The sequence below is a fragment of the Stenotrophomonas sp. CS3K5 genome (assembly GCF_059515225.1).
The window spans coordinates 36,924-53,021 of record NZ_JCAKRX010000007.1 but is presented as its reverse complement, the minus strand read 5'-3'; the positions used below and the strand labels follow the sequence as shown (position 1 = coordinate 53,021).

The 16,098-nt window shown below is 68.5% G+C and carries 17 protein-coding genes; 4 read left to right on the top strand and 13 right to left on the bottom strand.

Going from position 1 to position 16,098, the window contains the following annotated elements; all coding sequences use genetic code 11:
* Positions 1-9: 9 nt before the first annotated feature.
* The 3 genes from AC5YGJ_RS11920 to AC5YGJ_RS11910 form a co-directional block, all read right to left on the bottom strand.
* Complete coding sequence (locus AC5YGJ_RS11920; protein ID WP_057498632.1) at positions 10-1,167, bottom strand: ABC transporter permease; 1,158 nt, start codon at positions 1,165-1,167, stop codon at positions 10-12.
* Between the two features lie 14 nt (positions 1,168-1,181).
* Positions 1,182-1,871, bottom strand: a complete 690-nt coding sequence (locus AC5YGJ_RS11915) for an ABC transporter ATP-binding protein (RefSeq protein WP_004153799.1) — start codon at positions 1,869-1,871, stop codon at positions 1,182-1,184.
* Positions 1,872-1,973: 102 nt separating this feature from the next.
* The gene (locus AC5YGJ_RS11910; RefSeq protein WP_107231512.1) at positions 1,974-3,221 is read right to left on the bottom strand and encodes an efflux RND transporter periplasmic adaptor subunit; all 1,248 of its coding nucleotides are present in this window, start codon (positions 3,219-3,221) and stop codon (positions 1,974-1,976) included.
* Positions 3,222-3,423: 202 nt separating this feature from the next.
* On the opposite strand from AC5YGJ_RS11910, the gene AC5YGJ_RS11905 reads away from it, so the two are divergent.
* From AC5YGJ_RS11905 to AC5YGJ_RS11890, 4 genes are read left to right on the top strand one after another with little or no spacing between them, the layout of a single operon-like run.
* Positions 3,424-4,320: an ABC transporter ATP-binding protein gene (locus AC5YGJ_RS11905; protein ID WP_496186650.1), complete on the top strand. Its 897-nt coding sequence runs from the start codon at positions 3,424-3,426 to the stop codon at positions 4,318-4,320.
* The gene (locus AC5YGJ_RS11900; RefSeq protein WP_496186649.1) at positions 4,317-5,123 is read left to right on the top strand and encodes an ABC transporter permease; all 807 of its coding nucleotides are present in this window, start codon (positions 4,317-4,319) and stop codon (positions 5,121-5,123) included. Before AC5YGJ_RS11905 ends, AC5YGJ_RS11900 begins: the two co-directional genes overlap by 4 nt.
* A 6-nt stretch (positions 5,124-5,129) precedes the next feature.
* Complete coding sequence (locus AC5YGJ_RS11895) at positions 5,130-6,353, top strand: sensor histidine kinase (protein WP_249842189.1); 1,224 nt, start codon at positions 5,130-5,132, stop codon at positions 6,351-6,353.
* On the top strand, positions 6,350-6,952 hold the full coding sequence (locus AC5YGJ_RS11890) for a response regulator transcription factor (protein WP_107231516.1): 603 nt from the start codon (positions 6,350-6,352) through the stop codon (positions 6,950-6,952). Before AC5YGJ_RS11895 ends, AC5YGJ_RS11890 begins: the two co-directional genes overlap by 4 nt.
* 453 nt (positions 6,953-7,405) lie before the next feature.
* Here AC5YGJ_RS11890 and AC5YGJ_RS11885 read toward each other — a convergent pair whose 3' ends face one another.
* The 10 genes from AC5YGJ_RS11885 to AC5YGJ_RS11840 all read right to left on the bottom strand — a co-directional run bounded on the left by AC5YGJ_RS11885 (position 7,406) and on the right by AC5YGJ_RS11840 (position 15,967).
* On the bottom strand, positions 7,406-7,942 hold the full coding sequence (locus AC5YGJ_RS11885; protein WP_496186648.1) for a cytochrome b: 537 nt from the start codon (positions 7,940-7,942) through the stop codon (positions 7,406-7,408).
* Positions 7,939-9,042 (bottom strand): catalase family peroxidase, encoded by a 1,104-nt coding sequence (locus AC5YGJ_RS11880; protein WP_496186647.1) that lies wholly within the window; start codon positions 9,040-9,042, stop codon positions 7,939-7,941. Before AC5YGJ_RS11880 ends, AC5YGJ_RS11885 begins: the two co-directional genes overlap by 4 nt.
* A 199-nt stretch (positions 9,043-9,241) precedes the next feature.
* Positions 9,242-10,609: a leucyl aminopeptidase family protein gene (locus tag AC5YGJ_RS11875; protein ID WP_249842186.1), complete on the bottom strand. Its 1,368-nt coding sequence runs from the start codon at positions 10,607-10,609 to the stop codon at positions 9,242-9,244.
* Between the two features lie 3 nt (positions 10,610-10,612).
* Positions 10,613-11,332 carry an HAD family hydrolase gene (locus AC5YGJ_RS11870; RefSeq protein WP_496186646.1) on the bottom strand — a complete coding sequence of 240 codons (720 nt, stop codon included), beginning with the start codon at positions 11,330-11,332 and terminating at the stop codon, positions 10,613-10,615.
* A gap of 72 nt (positions 11,333-11,404) precedes the next feature.
* The gene (locus AC5YGJ_RS11865) at positions 11,405-11,872 is read right to left on the bottom strand and encodes a hypothetical protein (RefSeq protein WP_409460791.1); all 468 of its coding nucleotides are present in this window, start codon (positions 11,870-11,872) and stop codon (positions 11,405-11,407) included.
* Positions 11,873-11,964: 92 nt separating this feature from the next.
* Positions 11,965-13,074, bottom strand: coding sequence for an AI-2E family transporter (locus AC5YGJ_RS11860; protein WP_496186645.1), 1,110 nt, complete (start codon positions 13,072-13,074; stop codon positions 11,965-11,967).
* 67 nt (positions 13,075-13,141) lie between these two features.
* A complete protein-coding gene (locus AC5YGJ_RS11855) occupies positions 13,142-13,591 on the bottom strand; it encodes a protein sip-5 (protein WP_496186644.1) in 450 nt (149 codons plus the stop codon).
* A complete protein-coding gene (locus tag AC5YGJ_RS11850; protein WP_496186643.1) occupies positions 13,588-14,058 on the bottom strand; it encodes a phage holin family protein in 471 nt (156 codons plus the stop codon). The genes AC5YGJ_RS11855 and AC5YGJ_RS11850 overlap by 4 nt, the downstream gene beginning before the upstream one ends.
* Positions 14,059-14,066: 8 nt before the next feature.
* Positions 14,067-14,432, bottom strand: a complete 366-nt coding sequence (locus AC5YGJ_RS11845) for a hypothetical protein (protein ID WP_010486932.1) — start codon at positions 14,430-14,432, stop codon at positions 14,067-14,069.
* Between the two features lie 101 nt (positions 14,433-14,533).
* Positions 14,534-15,967 carry a Do family serine endopeptidase gene (locus AC5YGJ_RS11840; protein ID WP_249842180.1) on the bottom strand — a complete coding sequence of 478 codons (1,434 nt, stop codon included), beginning with the start codon at positions 15,965-15,967 and terminating at the stop codon, positions 14,534-14,536.
* Positions 15,968-16,098 lie beyond the last annotated feature (131 nt).

Below are 16,098 nucleotides of genomic sequence, written 5' to 3'. Positions count from 1 at the left end.
CAGGTCTCCTCAGCGGCCGGCCAATGCGTCGACGATCTTCAGGCGCTTGGCACGCAGCGCCGGCAGCAGGCCGACGATGATGCCGATCACCACGATCAGGCCCAGCCCCATCAGCCAGGTCGGGGTCGGTACGTGCGGTGGCAGCATGCCCATGCTCTTGGGGCTGATGGCCGGCAGCACCAGTGACGCCAGGCCCATGCCGATCAGGCCGCCCAGGCCGATCAGCAGCACCGATTCCACCATCACCAGAGTCAGTACGGTGCTGTCCTTGAAGCCCAGGGTCTTCAGCGTGGCCAGCTCCGGCACGCGTTCGCGCACCGCCTGCGCCATGGTGTTGCCGGTCAGCAGCAGCAAGGTGAAGAACACCGCGCCCATGATCGAGGTGACGATCATGCCGATGTCGGCAAACTGCTTGACGAAGGCCTGCTGGAACGCCGATTCGGTCTGGGTCTTGGTCTCGTGGTCGGAGTTGGCCGAGATCGCATCGATGGCCTGCGCCACGCGTGAGGCGTGGTCGACGTTGTCCAGCGTCACCGTGTACCAGCTCACCTGGTTCTTGATGTAATCGTTGGATTCATCGAAGTACTTCCAGTTCATCATCAACTGGCGTTCTTCGTTGGCCGCCAGCGCACGGTCCTTGGAGCGGTAGATGCCCTTCAGCTCCAGCGGCCAGTCATTGCTGCCGCCGCGCGGGAAGATCGTGGCCTGCAGCGGGATGGTGTCGCCGATCTTCCAGCCGAACTGCTTGGCCAGGGTCTCGCCGACGATGGCACCGGTGCGGGTCTGCTTCCAGTCTTCCAGCTGCGCCGGGTCGATCTGCAACTCGCGGTAGACGTCGAAGTAGTTGGGCGAGACCGAGAAGTTCGGGAAGAAGTTCTTCGGGTCCTGGTAGATGCCACCGAACCACATGCCGTAGGCCACGTCGCGCACGCCAGCCACCTGGCGGATCTGGGTTTCCAGGCGGATCGGCAGCGACTGGGTGATCGACAGCCGCGAGGCCACGACCAGGCGATTGGCGCCTTCCACGCTGCCACCGGAGGCGAACGCCACCCGCACCGAATCGAGCATGCCAAACAGCAGGAATGCGGCCACCACCGACAGCAGGGTCAGCAGGGTGCGGGTGCGGCTGCGGAACAGCTGCGCCCACACCAACGAGAAATATTTCATCGCCGTGGCCTCCGTCAGTGAGCCAGCGGCGCGTCGGCCAGCTCGCCCTTGTCCAGGTGCACCGTGTGGGTGGCGTACTCGGCCGCCTTCGGGTCATGGGTGACCATGATGATGGTCTTGCCGTGCTCGCGGTTGAGCTGCTGCAGCAGGCCCAGAATCTCTTCGGCGGACTGGCGGTCGAGATCGCCGGTGGGTTCGTCGCAGATCAGGAAGGTCGGGTCGGAGACGATCGCGCGGGCGATTGCCACGCGCTGCTGCTGGCCGCCGGACAGTTCATTGGGGCGGTGGCTGCGGCGGTCGGCCAGGCCGACCAGGGTCAGCGCGATCTCGGCATTGCGCTTGCGCTGGGCGGCACTGAGATGGGTCAGCAGCAGCGGCAGCTCCACGTTCTTCTGCGCAGTCAGCATCGGCATCAGGTTGTAGAACTGGAAGACGAAGCCGACATGGTGGCTGCGCCAGGTGGACAGCTGGCCACCGCTCATCTGGTCGATGCGCTCGCCTTCGATGCTGATCTCGCCGCCGCTGGGGTTGTCCAGGCCGCCGATCAGGTTGAGCAGGGTGGTCTTGCCCGAACCGGACGGGCCCATCAGCGCGACGAAATCGCCGCGCGCGATGTCCAGGTCGATGCCATGCAGCACCTGCACTTTCTCAGGGCCACGCTGGTAGGTCTTGGTGATGTTGCGCAGTGAAACCAGGGTCGACATGGGTGGTTCTCCACGGAAGGCGGGAAACGGGGAAGCGCACCGGCCAGGGCCGGGGGCGAGCGTCGAACGGTGCTGCCGGCGGCGCCCGAAGGCGCCAGGCCGTTACTGCGCTTGTTTCTGTTGCACCTTGGCGCCATCGCGCAGGGTGTCCGGCGGATTGACCACCACCGACTCGCCTGCACTTACGCCCTTGAGGATCTGACGGTCCTTGCCCATCGCCTGGCCGGCCTCGACCGTGCGCTGCTGCACGCGGTTCTCGTCAGCCAGCACGAAGGCCACCGAAGCGCCGTCGCGCTGGACCACGGCACCGCCCGGCACGCGCACGCCCTGCGGCTTGGCCGCGGCCTGCGGCTGTGCCTGTTCCAGGAAGCTGACCCGAACGCCCATCTCCGGCACGATGCGCGGATCCTTCACCTTCAGCGCCACGCGCACCTTCACCGTGGCCTTGCCGCGGTCGGCGGTGGGAATGATCGCGATCACCTCGCCCGGAATCTTCCATTCCGGGTAGGCGTTGAGCGTGGCTTCCACCGGCATCTTCGGCTGCACCCGGCCGATGAAGGCTTCGCCGACTTCGACCTCGATTTCCAGCGAATCCATGTCGACGATGGTGCCGATGCCGGTTCGGGTGAAGCCACCGCCAGCCGACAGCGGCGAGACGATTTCGCCCGGCTGCGCCGCCTTGGCGGTGACCACGCCGGAGAACGGCGCGCGCACCACGTTGTTGTCCACACCCAGGTCGGCGATGGCCAACTGGTCGTGGGCGACCTTGACGTTGCGCTGTGCGGTATCCAGCTGCGCACGCAGGCTGTCGCGCTGGGCCACGGCCTGGTCGTACTGCGAGCGCGATACCAGCTGCTGGCCCACCAGCGCCTGCAGGCGGCTGGCTTCGGCGGCGGCTTGCCGCTGCTGCGCCTCCAAACCGGCTACCTGGCTGCGCGCGGCCTGCAGCTGCGAGGCGTACAGGCTGCGCTGCGCATCGGCGTCGATCGGATCCAGCGTGGCCATCACCTGGCCGGCCTCGACCCGCATGCCTTCCTCGATCATCACCTCGCGCACCTTGCCGGTGATCTTGGCCGATACCGTGGCCATGCGCCGGGCGACCACATAGCCACTGGCATCGAGCACCGAACTGCTGGCGCTGCCCTGCTGGATGGCCACTGCCGGCGCGGTTTCCACCTCCACGGCGGGGGTGCGGCCGAACAGCGCGAAGGCGCCGGCGGCCAGCAGCAGCGCAATCACGATGATCACGATCCACAGCCAGCGGCGGCCGCCTCCACTGCCGCCGGAGGCAGGCGGCGGCGACTTGCGTTCGATACGGAGTTCCTTCAACAGCTCGGCAGAAGCGTTCATTCGTTCCATCACAGGCGTTCGGGCGGGTGTGACCGGAAGGGCGGACGGCGGCGGTTCCGGCGGTGGAGCGTGCGGCACAGCATGAGGGCAAGCACAGCGATAACGGCAGTGACAGCTGTCATCCGATGTCCCTGACGGCGGCAACTGCGATATGTGACCACGGCGGCACAGGATGGCAACGTCCCCGCTACCGGTACCGCCCATGGATCCGATCGCCCCGTCGCTGGCCCGCCTGCAGCAGGTGCAGGTGCGCTATCGCGACCATACCGCCCTGCAGGGCATCGACCTGCAGGTCCGCGCTGGCCAGGTGCTGGCATTGCTGGGCCGCAACGGTGCCGGCAAGAGTACCGCGATCAGCGTGTTGTTGGGCCTGCGCCGCGCCGATGCCGGCCAGGTCGAGCTGCTGGGCGGCGACCCGCAGCAGCGCGCCAGCCGCCTCGGCCTGGGCGTGATGTTGCAGAGCACCAGCCTGCCGCCGATGCTGCAGGTGGACGAGCTGGTGGCCCAGGCCAGTGCCTGCTACCCCGACCCGATGCCGTTGCCCGAGGCGCTGCAGCGGGCCGGGCTGCAGGCGCTGGCGCGCCGCCGCTATGGCCAGCTGTCCGGTGGCCAGCAGCGCGCCGTACAGTTCGCCATCGCGGTGTGTGGCCGTCCGCGCGTGCTGTTCCTGGATGAGCCGACCACCGGCCTGGACCTCCAGGCACGGCAGACCCTGTGGCAGGCGATCCGGCAGCTGGTGACCGAAGGCTGCGGCGTGCTGCTCACCACCCACTACCTGGAAGAGGCCGAGGCCCTGGCGCAGCAGGTGGTGGTGCTGGAACAGGGCCGCGTGCTGGCCGATGCGCCGCTGGCCGAGCTGCGCCTGGCCGACCGGCCGCGCCGCATCCGCTGCCGCAGTGTGCTGCCCGCCGAGCAGGTGCAGCAGTGGCCGGAGGTGCAGCAGGTGCAGCGCGACGGTGAGCACCTGCAGCTGCTGGCCAGCCCGGCCGAACCGGTGGTGGCCCGCCTGCTGGCGGCCGATGCGCAGCTGCGTGAGCTGGAAGTACAGGGCGCGGCGCTGGCCGACGCCTTCCTCGACCTGACCCGGGAGGCCGCATGAAGACCCCGATCCGCAGCGCCCCGATCCGCAGCGCCCCGATCCGCAGCGCCGCGCAACCGGCCCCAGCCTGGCGACAGGCCGTGCGCCCGTACCGTGCCGAACTGCAGGCCGAACTGCGCCGCGCCTGGCGCACGCCGGCGTTCGCCGTGCCTTCGTTGCTGTTCCCGGTGCTGTTCTATCTGCTGTTCGGTGTGCTGCTGGGGCGTGGCCACGCGCCGCTGTACCTGCTGGCCACCTACTGCGTGTTCGGCGCGATGGCACCGGCGTTGTTCGGCTTCGGCGTGCAGCTGGCGCTGGACCGCGAAGGCGGCCTGCTGACGCTCAAGCGCGCGCTGCCGATGCCGGCCGCGGCACCGTTGCTGGCACGCCTGGCCATGGCCGTGATGTTCGCGTTGCTGGTGGCTGTGGTGTTGATCGGCGTGGCGCGTGTATTCGGCGGTGTGCAGCTGTCGGCGCTGCAGATGCTGCAACTGCTGGCAGTAGCAGGGCTGGCTGCGTTGCCGCTGGGGGCGATCGGTCTGCTGATCGGCAGCCATGTCAGTGCCAGCGCAGCGCCGGCGATGGTGAATCTGGTCTACCTGCCGCTGGCGTTGCTGTCGGGGCTGTGGCTGCCGCTGTCAGCGCTGCCCAAGGTGTTTTCGATGATGGCACCGCTGTGGCCCACCTGGCACCTGGCGCAGCTGGCGTTGCCGGTGGTGGGGCTGCCGTCGGCGGGCAGCGTCGCCGGCCATCTGCTGGTGCTGCTGGCGGTCACCCTTGTGGCGTTGCTGCTGGCGCGGCGCCGCCTGCGCCGGATCGGCTGAACTGGCATGATCGGCAGCGATCGTCCCCGCCTGGATCCTCCTGTGCCGCCGAGCTGGCTTGCCTCCCTGCTGCGTCCCGCGCCGGATTCGGCCGTGGCCGACAACCTGCGCCGCGGCAAGCCGGCCTGGGCCGATGCCATCCACCTGCTGTGGACGGTGTGGGTGTTCATGACGCCGCTGTTTTCCGGGGGCTACACGCTGCGCTGGCTGTGGTTCACCCTGGCCAGCTATCCGTTGTTCCTGCTGCTGTATGCGCGCCTGCTGCTGTCGCCGCGGCACCATGCGCCCCGCTACGCGCTGGCGATGACCGCGCTGGCCATCGTGCTGGTGCCCTGGTACCCGTCGGGCATCAGCTACTTCATCTTCGGCTGTGTGATGCTGCGGGTCTGCGGGCGCAGCAGCTGGTGGCGCTATCTGTTGCTGCTGGCCGCGCTCAACGCGGTGTTCTACCTGGTGGCCTACCTTGCGCACTACCCGTGGCAGAGCCTGGTCTGGGTGCCGGCGGTGTCGTTCATCATCGGCATGGTGGTGAACGTGGAGACGGTGAACAAGGAAAAGGACGCCGCATTGCAGCTGTCGCAGGAGGAAGTGCGGCGGCTGGCGACCACCGCCGAGCGCGAGCGCATCGGCCGCGACCTGCACGATCTGCTGGGCCATACCCTGTCGCTGATCACCTTGAAGCTGGAGCTGGCGCGCAAGCTGCACGACCGTGGCGACGCACGTGCGCGGCAGGAGATCGGCGAGGCCGAGGACATCGCGCGTGAGGCACTGGCGCAGGTGCGCAGTGCGGTCACCGGCATCCGTGCCAGCGACCTGGCGGGCGAACTGGCCTCGGCACGCCTGCTGCTGGAATGCCAGCAGGTGCACCTGCACTATGCGCCGCCACCGGCAATGCCGGTGGACGTCGAACGCGGCCTGGCGCTGGTGCTGCGCGAAGCGGCCACCAACATCGCCCGGCATGCGCAGGCAACGCAGGCGCGGGTGGATTTCATGCTGGAAGGAAGGATGCTGGCGATGCAGATCCGCGACGATGGCCGCGGCGGTGTGCAGGCCGAAGGCAATGGCCTGTGCGGGATGCGTGAGCGGGTGGCGGCGCTGGGCGGGCAGTTGCAGATGCAGTCTGCGAAGGGCGAGGGCACGGTGCTGACCGTGCGCGTGCCTGTGGGCGCGGCCACCACGCCGCTGCCGCCGGGCACGCCGCCGACGCTGGCAGCGGGCGGTGCCGCATGATCCGCATCCTGCTGGCTGAAGACCAGGCGATGGTGCGGGGTGCGTTGTCGGCGCTGCTGGGCCTGGAGCCGGACATCGAGGTGCTGGGCAGTGCTGCCGACGGCGAGGCCGCCTGGCGCATGCTGCAGCAGCTGCAACCGGACATCCTGGTGACCGACATCGAAATGCCGGGCCTGTCGGGGCTGGAGCTGGCACAGCGCATCGCCCGCCATGCGTTGCCGATCAAGGTGGTGATCGTGACCACCTTCGCCCGTGCCGGTTTCCTGCGCCGCGCGCTGGAAGCGGGCGTGCTCGGCTACCTGTTGAAGGATGCGCCAGCGGAGAATCTGGCTGAGGCCCTGCGCAAGGTGAAGCAGGGCATTCGCGCGATCGATCCGCAGCTGGCGCTGGATGCGTGGTCGCAGGCCGACCCGCTGACCGACCGCGAACGCCGCGTGCTGCGCCTGGCCGGTGAGGGCCGCACCGCCAGCGAGATCGCCGAGCAGCTGGGGTTGTCGCACGGCACGGTGCGCAATTACCTGTCCGAGTGCATCGGCAAGCTGGGTGTGGCCAACCGGATCGAGGCGTACCGGCTGGCGCGGCAGAAGGGGTGGTTGTAGCGGATCATTTCCGCGCCTGCGGAGAGGTGTCACTTTCTTTGCTCGTGCAAAGAAAGTAACCAAAGAAACACGCCGCCAGAGCGCGAGCCGTCGTTCCGCGCCAGTTCCCTGCGCTTCTCGGTGAATCAGGGGACGGCGCCGAACTCGCTGCGCTCAGACATCGGCGCCTCTGCGCCCCTGATTCCCCTGCGATGCTCGGCTCGCTCAAGGCGGACCCAAGAGCAAAAGCCGCAGCTGCACCCAGTAGATCCACGCCATGCGTGGATGCTCTAGCCGTTGATCTTGCCCTTCCAGTCCGCCTTCAAGCGGGCCGAGGAGCACAGGGCACCGGCGTGCGCAGCAGGTCGGCTCGCGCCGGCGGAGCGTTTCTTTGGTTACTTTCTTGCGCGCAAAGAAAGTGACACCCCTCCGCGGGCGCGGAAACGATCCGCCGGGAACTCCCGGCGAACCCCTTCAATCCTTCCCGCGCGCCATCGCCTGGAACACCCCATCGCGGCGCACCCACAGGTGGAACAGCGCCGCACCCACGTGCATCAGCACCGTGGCGAACAACACATACGCCAGCAGGCTGTGCGCATTGCGCAATGCGGCATACAGCGCCGGGGTATGCGGCACGATCGGCGGCAGGTGCACGCCCCCCCACAGCACGATCGGGTAGCCGCCGGCCGACAGCATCGCCCAGCCAATCAGCGGCATCGCCAGCATCAGCGCGTACAGCATCCAGTGCGAGGCTTTCGCAGCCACCACCTGCCACACCGGCAGGTCGGCCGGCAGCGGCGGCGGGCGGTGGCGCAGGCGGTTGTACAGGCGCAGCAGCACCAGCAGCAGGATCGCGATGCCCAGCGGGCGGTGCAGGTCGATCAGCACCGGACGCAGATGCAGTGAGGCGACCATGGTCACGCCGATGAACAGCATGGCGATGATCATCAGCGCCATGCTCCAGTGCAGAGCCCTCGCCAGCAGGTTGAAGTGGCCGTTGCCGGTACTCATCGTGCGGCCCCCTTCGGTTGCTCGACGTTGCCGCTGGCGCGCTCGCGCTCGCGGCGGTTGAAGGACTGCGAATACACGGCCGAGCGCGCAGCCAGGATCGGATCGTCGCTGCCGCGCACGCCGCTGGGCAGGATCAGCGGATCGAAGTTGATCTGGCCGCAGGCGCCTTCCTCCTGCGACTGCATGCGGTCCAGGCTGAGCACGCCGGCCACCACCTCATCGCGCGACGCGGGCCACGGCACCGACGGATCATCGATGGCATCGCCAGGTGCGGCGGTGCTGACGACCAGGTTCCAGCGCACCGGGCCGTTGGCCAAGCGCTGTTTCAGTTCCTGGCTGAGGAAATCGACGCTGGCCTGCTTGCGCGTTTCCGCATCCATCTCCACCACCGCCGCCTGCGGCTGCCAGCGCCAGCGCACGGCTCGCTTCTGACCCTGCGCATTGGTGAACCAGAAACTGTTGACGCTGTTGAAGGTGGTGTCGGCCCAACTGCTGGTCCACGGTGCGGTCTTGGCCCACTGCTGGAACGCCTGTGCACTGGGGTACTTCGCCAGCACCGCCGCCATCTTCTGCGGGTCGGGCTTGCCGGTGGCCGGGTCGGGAATGGAGGCGCGCGTCTGCTCGTAGAACGCCTCGGCGTTGGGCACGGCGAAGAACGGGAAGCTGTTCATCGCCATACGCCATTCCTGGCCATCGTCGCTGACCATCTGCACCGCGAGGCTGCGCACGCGTGCGGTGTTGTCGGCGCCGTAGGGGTCGCCACCGCCGATCGACAGGCGGCCCATCACCGGCACCCGGGTCTGCGAGAACACCCGTGTACTGGACAGGGTGGGGGCCTGCGCGCTGGGTTCGAACCAGCCACTCACGCAGATGCCCTTGCTGTGCGCGCGGCGGAAACCTGGATGGGCCGGGCCGGTGGCCTCGATGGTGTCGGTGAAGCGCTGTGCGGTCAGGCGGTTGCCGATCCAGCCGGCCAGCCAGGCGAAGGTCAGCGCGACCGCACCCAGAATCAGTGCGATCAGTGCGATCCAGAGCAGTGGCGAAGGCCTGCGCGGTGCGCCTGGCGTCTGGCCGGCACGGGTGTAGCGGAAGAGCGACATGGTCGGAGTCCTGCCTTCACGGAGCGTGTGGGTGGTCGACCCACACATCCTCGCAGAACCTTTCCAGGCCCGGTATTCAAATTTTCGTCAAGTTTGCCGGGAACGGCGTGCCGACCAAGGTCGGCACCCACCGGGATTGCGGGTCAGTACCTGTACCCGCACTTGCATGGGTAGCGCCGGGCCATGCCCGGCGGCGCCATCAGGCGTAACGCGCCTTCAGCATCGCCCACGCCGAGCGCAGCGCCAGCGCTTCGCCACCGGCCGGACGACCCGGGCGTTCGCCATCGTTCCAGGCATACACGTCCAGGTGCGCCCAGCGCTGGCCGTCCTGCAGGAACCGCTCCAGGTACAACGCGGCGGTGACCGAGCCGGCCATGCGCGAACCGGCGTTGGCCAGATCGGCAATGCCGCTGCTCAGGTAGCGCAGGTAGGGGCGCCACAGAGGCATGCGCCAGACCGGGTCGCGCGTTGCATCGCCAGCCTGCAGCCACTGCTGGGCCACCGTGTCGTCGTTGCTGAACAGTGCCGGCAGATCCGGGCCCAGCGCGATGCGGGCAGCGCCGGTAAGGGTGGCGAAATCCAGCACCAGGTCCGGCGTCTGCTCACCGGCAAAGGTCAGCGCATCGCACAGGATCACGCGGCCCTCGGCGTCGGTGTTGTCGATCTCCACGCTCAGGCCCTTGCGGGTGGCGATCACTTCGCCGGGACGGAACGCATCCGGACCGATCGCGTTTTCCACCGCCGGCACCAGCAGGGTCAGGCGCACCGGCAGCCCGCGTGCCATCACCAGGCCGGCCAGGGCCAGTGCGTGGGCGGCGCCGCCCATGTCCTTCTTCATGTTGCGCATGCCGTCGGCCGGCTTGATGTCCAGGCCGCCGGTATCGAAGCAAACGCCCTTGCCGACCAGCACCAGCGACGGATCGGTGTCCTTGCCCCAGCGCAGCACCACCAGGCGCGGCGCGCGATGCGAGGCGCGGCCCACGGCGTGGATGGCCGGGAAATTCTGCTTCAGCAGTTCATCGCCGGTGATCGCCTCGACCTGCGCACCGTGTGCATCGGCCAGCGCACGCGCGGCGTCTTCCAGCTGCTGCGGGCCCATGTCTTCGGTCGGGGTGTTGACCCAGTCGCGCACGCGCAGGCTGGCGGCGATCAGGTCGGCCACTTCGCCCGACGGTGCAGCCACCAGCCGTGCCGGCGCACGGTTGCGCTTGCGGTAGCGGTCGAAGCGGTAGCTGCCCAGGCCCCAACCCAGCTGCAGCAGCGCCTGTTCGGCGGCCGGCAGGTCATTGGCCAGCTGCCAGACGCTGCCTTCCGGCAGCGCGTGCGGCGCGTGCGCATAGCTGTAGGCATCGGCGCGATCGCCCACGCCCATCACCGCACCGGCCAGGCCATCGGCACCGGGCAGCAGGGCCACGCTGTGCGCGCCGGCGCTGAAGCCCTGCGAGGCCAGCCACGCCTGGGTCGCGGCCGGTTGACCGTCTTTCCAGGCGGCAAACTGTTCGCGGTCCAGTACGTACAGCGGCAGTGCCGCGGTGGTGTCGGCGGTGAAGCCAGTGATCTCGCTCATGCGTCAGATACTCCGGGGTGCGGCGGCGTCGAGGTTGGCGTCCAACCAGTCGGCCAGGCCGGTGAGGGTGTCGAACTGCAGGTCCGGCTGCAGTTGCGGATGGGTCCAGGTGGCAGCCTCGCGGTTGATCCAGCAGCCGCGCAGGCCGGCGGCAATCGCTCCGGCCACGTCCATCTCGGCGTGGTCGCCGACGTGCAGTACCTGGGCCGGCGCCACACCCAGGCGGGTGCAGGCGGCGTGGAAGATGCTGGCCTCGGGCTTGGCCGCGCCATGTTCGCGCGAACCCAGCTGGAAGGCGAAATGATGGGCCAGGCCGATCCGTTCCAGGTCGGCATTGCCGTTGCTCAGCGCCGCCACCGGCACCCGCGCGGCGATCCGCGCCAGCGCGTCGATTGCATCCGGGTAGCACTCCACCTGGTTGCGCGCGGCGTAGAACACCTCATACGCCGGTTCCAGCAGATCGAGGCTGGAGCCACTGGTGTGCAGCGCTTCGTGCAGGGTCAGCCGGCGCAGCGCGCTCAGGTCGTGGTGGAGGTGCGGATGGGCGTGGTACAGCCGCTCGCGCAGTTCGCGCATCGCCGCCACCGGATACATCGCAGCGGTGGCCGGGCTGTGTTCGCACATCCACGCGTGCAGGACCTGTTCAATGCGGGCGCCGATCGGAGCGAACGGCCACAGCGTGTCGTCAAGGTCGAGGGTGATGGCTTGGACGGGGAAATTCACCCCGCCATTCTACCCCTGCCCGCGCGGCCTTTCATGCGGCGCGGCGGGCGGGGGCACGGGCGCTGGGCCGGGTCAGCGCAGGTTGTACGAGCAGGCGATGGTGGTCTGTCCGTCGAACGCCTGCACGTCCAGATTATGCCGGCCCACTTCCTTCGTATAGGTGCCGGCCACCGGGTCGGTCATCTTCGCCAGGGCCGCGATCTGCTCAACCCTGGCCGTGCTGAAGTACGCGGTGAAACTGTCGATGCCGTCCTCGCCGCTGGCGCCGTCATAGGACTGCAGGCGGTTCACCGGCTGGCCCAGCACCATCAAGGGCGTGGTCAGCCGGAACTCGCCGCTGGATTCGCCGTTCTGCGCCCGCGCCGGGGCCGGTGCCAGCAGCCGGGCCATGGCGTCGAACTGCTGGGGCGTGAGGTGTCGCTTGCAGGTCACCGCTTCCACAAGCTGGGAACGCGCCTGCTCGGCGGTCGGTGGTGCGGCGGCGAACGCGGGAGCGGCAAGGCAGGCCAGAGCGAGGCAACGCGTAGCGAGAGAGATCATGCGAACGGATCCATCCGAAAAAAGGGGGCATAGCCTGCCAGTTCTGCCCTTGTTCCGGCCCTGCTGTCTGCGCGCCGCCGCCGCTGCCGTGTTCATTCCAGCAGCCGCGCCCAGCCCTGCATGCCGTCCAGCCGCGCCAGCACCAGCTTGATGCAGACCAGCAGCGGCACCGCCAGCAGCAGGCCGATCATGCCCCAGGCCCAGCCGAACACCATCAGCGCCAGGATCAGCACCAGCGGCGATAGCTTCATGCGCCGGCCCAGCACGATCGGGGTCACCATCTGTCCTTCCAGGGTGTGCAGGGCCAGGTAGGCGGCCGCTGGCAGCAGCGCCTGCAACGGGTCGCGGAACTCGACGAAGCCCATCAACAGCATCAGCGTCACGCCGATCAGCGGGCCCACGTACGGTGCGAAGTTCAGCAGCGCGGCCACCGTGCCCCACAGCAACGCCTCCTGCAGGCCGATGCCGAGCAGCATCAGCACGCCGGAGAACACCAGGCCCACCAGCGTGTTGATCACGCTGATGGTCAGCACATAGCGCGAGACCTCGCGCTCGATCGAACGCAGGATGTCACTGGTGAAGCGCTGCTGCTGGCGGTTCGGGAACAGCGCGATCGCTGCGCGCTGCAGGCTCTGGCCGTAGATCATGAAGAACAGGGTCAGCAGCACCACGGCCAGCACCGAGGCGGCCAGCCGTGGCGCGCGGGTCAGCATGCGGTAGGGGTCGTCCAGCTGGGTGCGGATCACCTGCACCTTGTGGTTGCTGTCACCACCGGCCACGCGGGCGAAGTTCTCCGCCGCCTGGTTGGCCTGCTGCACCGGCTTGGTCAGGTCCTGCACCTGGCGGGCGACCTTGCGCAGCTGCTGCGGCGCCTCCTGCGCCCAGTCCATGGCAGGGCCGATCAGCTGCACCGCCAGCGCACCGGTCACGCCCAGGCCGGCACCCAGGATCAGCAGCGCGCCCAGTGCGCGTGGAATCCACAGCTTCTGCAGCAGGCGCAGGATCGGGTTGCCGACCAGCGCAAAGAACATCGCCAGCAGCACCGGCAGGATGATGTCCTGCGCGGCCCACAGGGTGAAGCCCACCGCCAGGGTCGCCAGCACCACCAGCGACATCGGCCCGCGTGGGCGCGACGGTGGCGGCAGCGGCGCCTCGGGTGCGTCCGGGTTGCCCGGTGAGGGGGACAGAAGGGACTCGCTCATCGATGCGGCAACCAGGAAGGGGAACGCATTATCCGCCGGCTGTGATCGGCGCGGCGGATTCCATGGATCAACGTTCGGACAGCTCGGTGGCCGCTTCGGCCGGGCGCGGTTCGCGCAGTTCCGGTTCCGGCGCCGGGTGCGGTGTTGGCCGCGCTTCAGCGTTGGAGGCCGCCGCCTGTGCCTGTTCACTGGCCTGGTCGGCGTCGTCGGCCGCATCGTCGGCGGAGGCAGCGGCCTGTGCGGCCATCGCGGTGGCGAACGCCGCCTGTGCGCTGGCGAACAGGTTGGAGACCGAACCGACCATCTGCAGCCAGCGCGCACCGTTGACCTTGCCCGGCACCTCCAGCTTGCCGGCGATGAACCCGCCGGCCAGGCCGACCACCACGATGCGCAGCGGTGACCAGCCCTGGCGCCAGACCTGGCTGAGCGTTGACCAGTGGTCCTGGGTTTCGCCCAGGCGCACGGTCACCACCTGTTCGCAGCGTTTCACCCTCCGCTGCAGCGCGCCGAACTTCATGGCTTGCCCTCCGGCAGCTGCACGCCGGCATCGGGATCGTCTTCGCTGGGCTCGTCGAACAGGCCCAGGCGTGACAGCTGCCGCCGGGTGGCGTGCATGCCGGTGTGGTGGAAGAAGTAGGACACCCGCCAGATCGCATAGCCGGTGACTGCCAGGCTCAGCAGCGAGGTGATCAGCAGCGCCTGCAGCCAGCTCAGGCCCCAGCTCTGCAGCAGGGCGATGAGGGTGGCGGCCATCAGCAGCCAGGCCGAGGCGCCGAATACGATGGCCACACCGGCCCAGGCCAGCGCACGGCCGAACGCACTGCGGGCCAGTGCGAAATCGGCAGACGCCAGCCGACGCAGCGAACGCACGGTGTGCTTGGCCGAATCAGCTGCGGCACGACCGGCCGCGCCGACCTGGCGGATGCTCTCATCCAGCGGCGGGGTCGCCGCTGGATCAGGCGTTTGCGTGGTGTCTTCGCTCACGCTGTCGCTTACTTGTCGCTGCTGCCGCGGGCCAGCTTGGCGATGATCCAGCCGGCAGCGAAGGCCACACCGAACGAAGCCAGCGGACGTTCGCGGATCAGTTCAGCGGCGCTGTCGATCAGGTCCTTGCCCTTGTCCATCAGTGCATCGACCTGTTCCTTGGCGGCGGCACCGCCGAACTCGGCGGCGGCCAGGCCGGACAGGGCACTGTCGGACAGTTCAGCCTTGACGTTGGCCTTGCCGATGCGCAGCTCGTCGGTCGCTGCACCGGTCGCACCCTTGATCGCACCGCCGGCGGCACTGGCGGCCTGCTTCAGGTGGGAACCGGCTTCACCCAGGTGTTCCTTCAGGTTCTCGGTATTGGTGGGGCTCATCGAATCACTCCTGTTGCGATGGGGGAACGGGCGTCGGCGGTGCCGACCTGGACTGACAGCAATAGCATTGCCGGGGTATAGGAGGTGTTACGGCTGAGCGATCAGCGCATCACGAGCTGGCCCTGCTGCTGGCCGTTGTTGCGCAGGATGCGCAGCACCAGGGTCGGTGGGCGCTGCTGGAAGTTGGCGCGCCAGCTGGCCAGATCAGCGAATTCACCTACGGTGGCATCGGTGATGATGTCGCCCTGCTGCAGGCCGTTGTTGGCCGCGCGGCTGCCGCGCTTGACCTCGCTGACCAGCACCCCGCCCGCGCCGGACTGGCGCAGCGATTCGGGCAGGTCGACGAAGGTGGCGCCGCCCAGCCGCGGGTCCAGGCTGTCGCCGGTGACAGCACGTGCCTGTTCCTTCAGTGTCGCCTTGATCTGCAAGGGTTTGCCTTCGCGACGTACGTCCAGCGCCATCGCGCTGCCTACTGCGGCCAGGCCTTCCACGTTGTGCAGGGCTTCGGCGCTGTCCACGCGCTGGCCGTTGGCCGCAACCACCACGTCGCCCGGCTTCAGGCCGGCGGCGGCGGCGGCCGAGCCGGCCAGCACGCGGGTGATCAGTGCACCACGGGTTTCGCCCAGGCCCAGGCCCTGCGCGATCTGCGCGGTCAGGTTCTGGCTTTCCACGCCCAGCGTGCCGCGCACCACCACGCCATGCTTGACCAGCTGGTCGACCACGCTGCGCGCCAGGTTGGAAGGGATGGCCAGGCCCAGGCCGATGTTGCCGGCCATGCTGCCCTGCGGATTGAAGCTGGCGGTGTTGATGCCCACCAGCTGGCCCTGCAGGTCGACCAGCGCGCCACCGGAGTTGCCGGGGTTGATCGACGCATCGGTCTGGATGAAGTTCTGGTAGCCCAGCCCGCGGATGCCGCTGCGGCCCACCGCCGAGACGATGCCCGAGGTGACCGTCTGGCTGAAACCGAACGGGTTGCCGATGGCCACCACGAAGTCGCCTACCCGCAGCTGGTCGCTGTTGCCGAGCTTGATGTCGGTCAGGTTCTGCGCCGGGATGCGGATCAGTGCGATGTCGGTGTCGCGGTCCGAGCCGAGGAACTCGGCCTTGACCGTGCGCCCGTCGGCCAGCGTCACCTGCACGTCATCGGCGTTGTCGATGACATGGTGGTTGGTCAGAACCAGCCCTTCCTTGGCGTCGATGATCACGCCCGAACCCAGCGATTCGTTGATGCGCTCCTGCGGAATATCCGGGAACAGGCGACGGAAGAACGGGTCGTTGAAGAACGGGTTGCGCACGCGCACCACCTGCTTGGTGTTGACGCTGACCACCGCCGGCATCGCCTTTTCAAGCATCGGCGCCAGCGACGGTACCGCCTGCCCGGCGACCGAAGCCGGCAGCGCCGCCGTGGTGGGTAGCACTGCTGGCAGGGGCGCTGCATCGGCGCGATTGTCCAGGTGCGCGTTGATGCCGGTGGCAACGAAGCCACCGAAGGCGGCGGCGATTGCGAGCGTGAGCAGGGTGGGTAGCGGTCGCATGGGCGTCGGTTCGCAGGCAGGAAGGAGGGGCCGTTCGGCCCTACGGTAAAACAAGCTGAATGAGTCTGTCGCGATCTGGATAAATGCGCCATGAAAGTCGGATGCGTAACCTCGGCGCCAGGCGTGGCCAG

What these genes read in the sequence shown, in the direction of transcription:
- AC5YGJ_RS11840 (WP_249842180.1), bottom strand. Translation starts at nt 15,967, where the DNA reads ATGCGACCGCTACCCACCCTGCTCACGCTCGCAATCGCCGCCGCCTTC.
- AC5YGJ_RS11895 (WP_249842189.1), top strand. Translation starts at nt 5,130, where the DNA reads ATGATCGGCAGCGATCGTCCCCGCCTGGATCCTCCTGTGCCGCCGAGC.
- AC5YGJ_RS11865 (WP_409460791.1), bottom strand. Translation starts at nt 11,872, where the DNA reads ATGATCTCTCTCGCTACGCGTTGCCTCGCTCTGGCCTGCCTTGCCGCT.
- AC5YGJ_RS11855 (WP_496186644.1), bottom strand. Translation starts at nt 13,591, where the DNA reads ATGAAGTTCGGCGCGCTGCAGCGGAGGGTGAAACGCTGCGAACAGGTG.
- AC5YGJ_RS11880 (WP_496186647.1), bottom strand. Translation starts at nt 9,042, where the DNA reads ATGTCGCTCTTCCGCTACACCCGTGCCGGCCAGACGCCAGGCGCACCG.
- AC5YGJ_RS11900 (WP_496186649.1), top strand. Translation starts at nt 4,317, where the DNA reads ATGAAGACCCCGATCCGCAGCGCCCCGATCCGCAGCGCCCCGATCCGC.
- AC5YGJ_RS11860 (WP_496186645.1), bottom strand. Translation starts at nt 13,074, where the DNA reads ATGAGCGAGTCCCTTCTGTCCCCCTCACCGGGCAACCCGGACGCACCC.
- AC5YGJ_RS11915 (WP_004153799.1), bottom strand. Translation starts at nt 1,871, where the DNA reads ATGTCGACCCTGGTTTCACTGCGCAACATCACCAAGACCTACCAGCGT.
- AC5YGJ_RS11920 (WP_057498632.1), bottom strand. Translation starts at nt 1,167, where the DNA reads ATGAAATATTTCTCGTTGGTGTGGGCGCAGCTGTTCCGCAGCCGCACC.
- AC5YGJ_RS11885 (WP_496186648.1), bottom strand. Translation starts at nt 7,942, where the DNA reads ATGAGTACCGGCAACGGCCACTTCAACCTGCTGGCGAGGGCTCTGCAC.
- AC5YGJ_RS11910 (WP_107231512.1), bottom strand. Translation starts at nt 3,221, where the DNA reads ATGAACGCTTCTGCCGAGCTGTTGAAGGAACTCCGTATCGAACGCAAG.
- AC5YGJ_RS11875 (WP_249842186.1), bottom strand. Translation starts at nt 10,609, where the DNA reads ATGAGCGAGATCACTGGCTTCACCGCCGACACCACCGCGGCACTGCCG.
- AC5YGJ_RS11905 (WP_496186650.1), top strand. Translation starts at nt 3,424, where the DNA reads ATGGATCCGATCGCCCCGTCGCTGGCCCGCCTGCAGCAGGTGCAGGTG.
- AC5YGJ_RS11845 (WP_010486932.1), bottom strand. Translation starts at nt 14,432, where the DNA reads ATGAGCCCCACCAATACCGAGAACCTGAAGGAACACCTGGGTGAAGCC.
- AC5YGJ_RS11890 (WP_107231516.1), top strand. Translation starts at nt 6,350, where the DNA reads ATGATCCGCATCCTGCTGGCTGAAGACCAGGCGATGGTGCGGGGTGCG.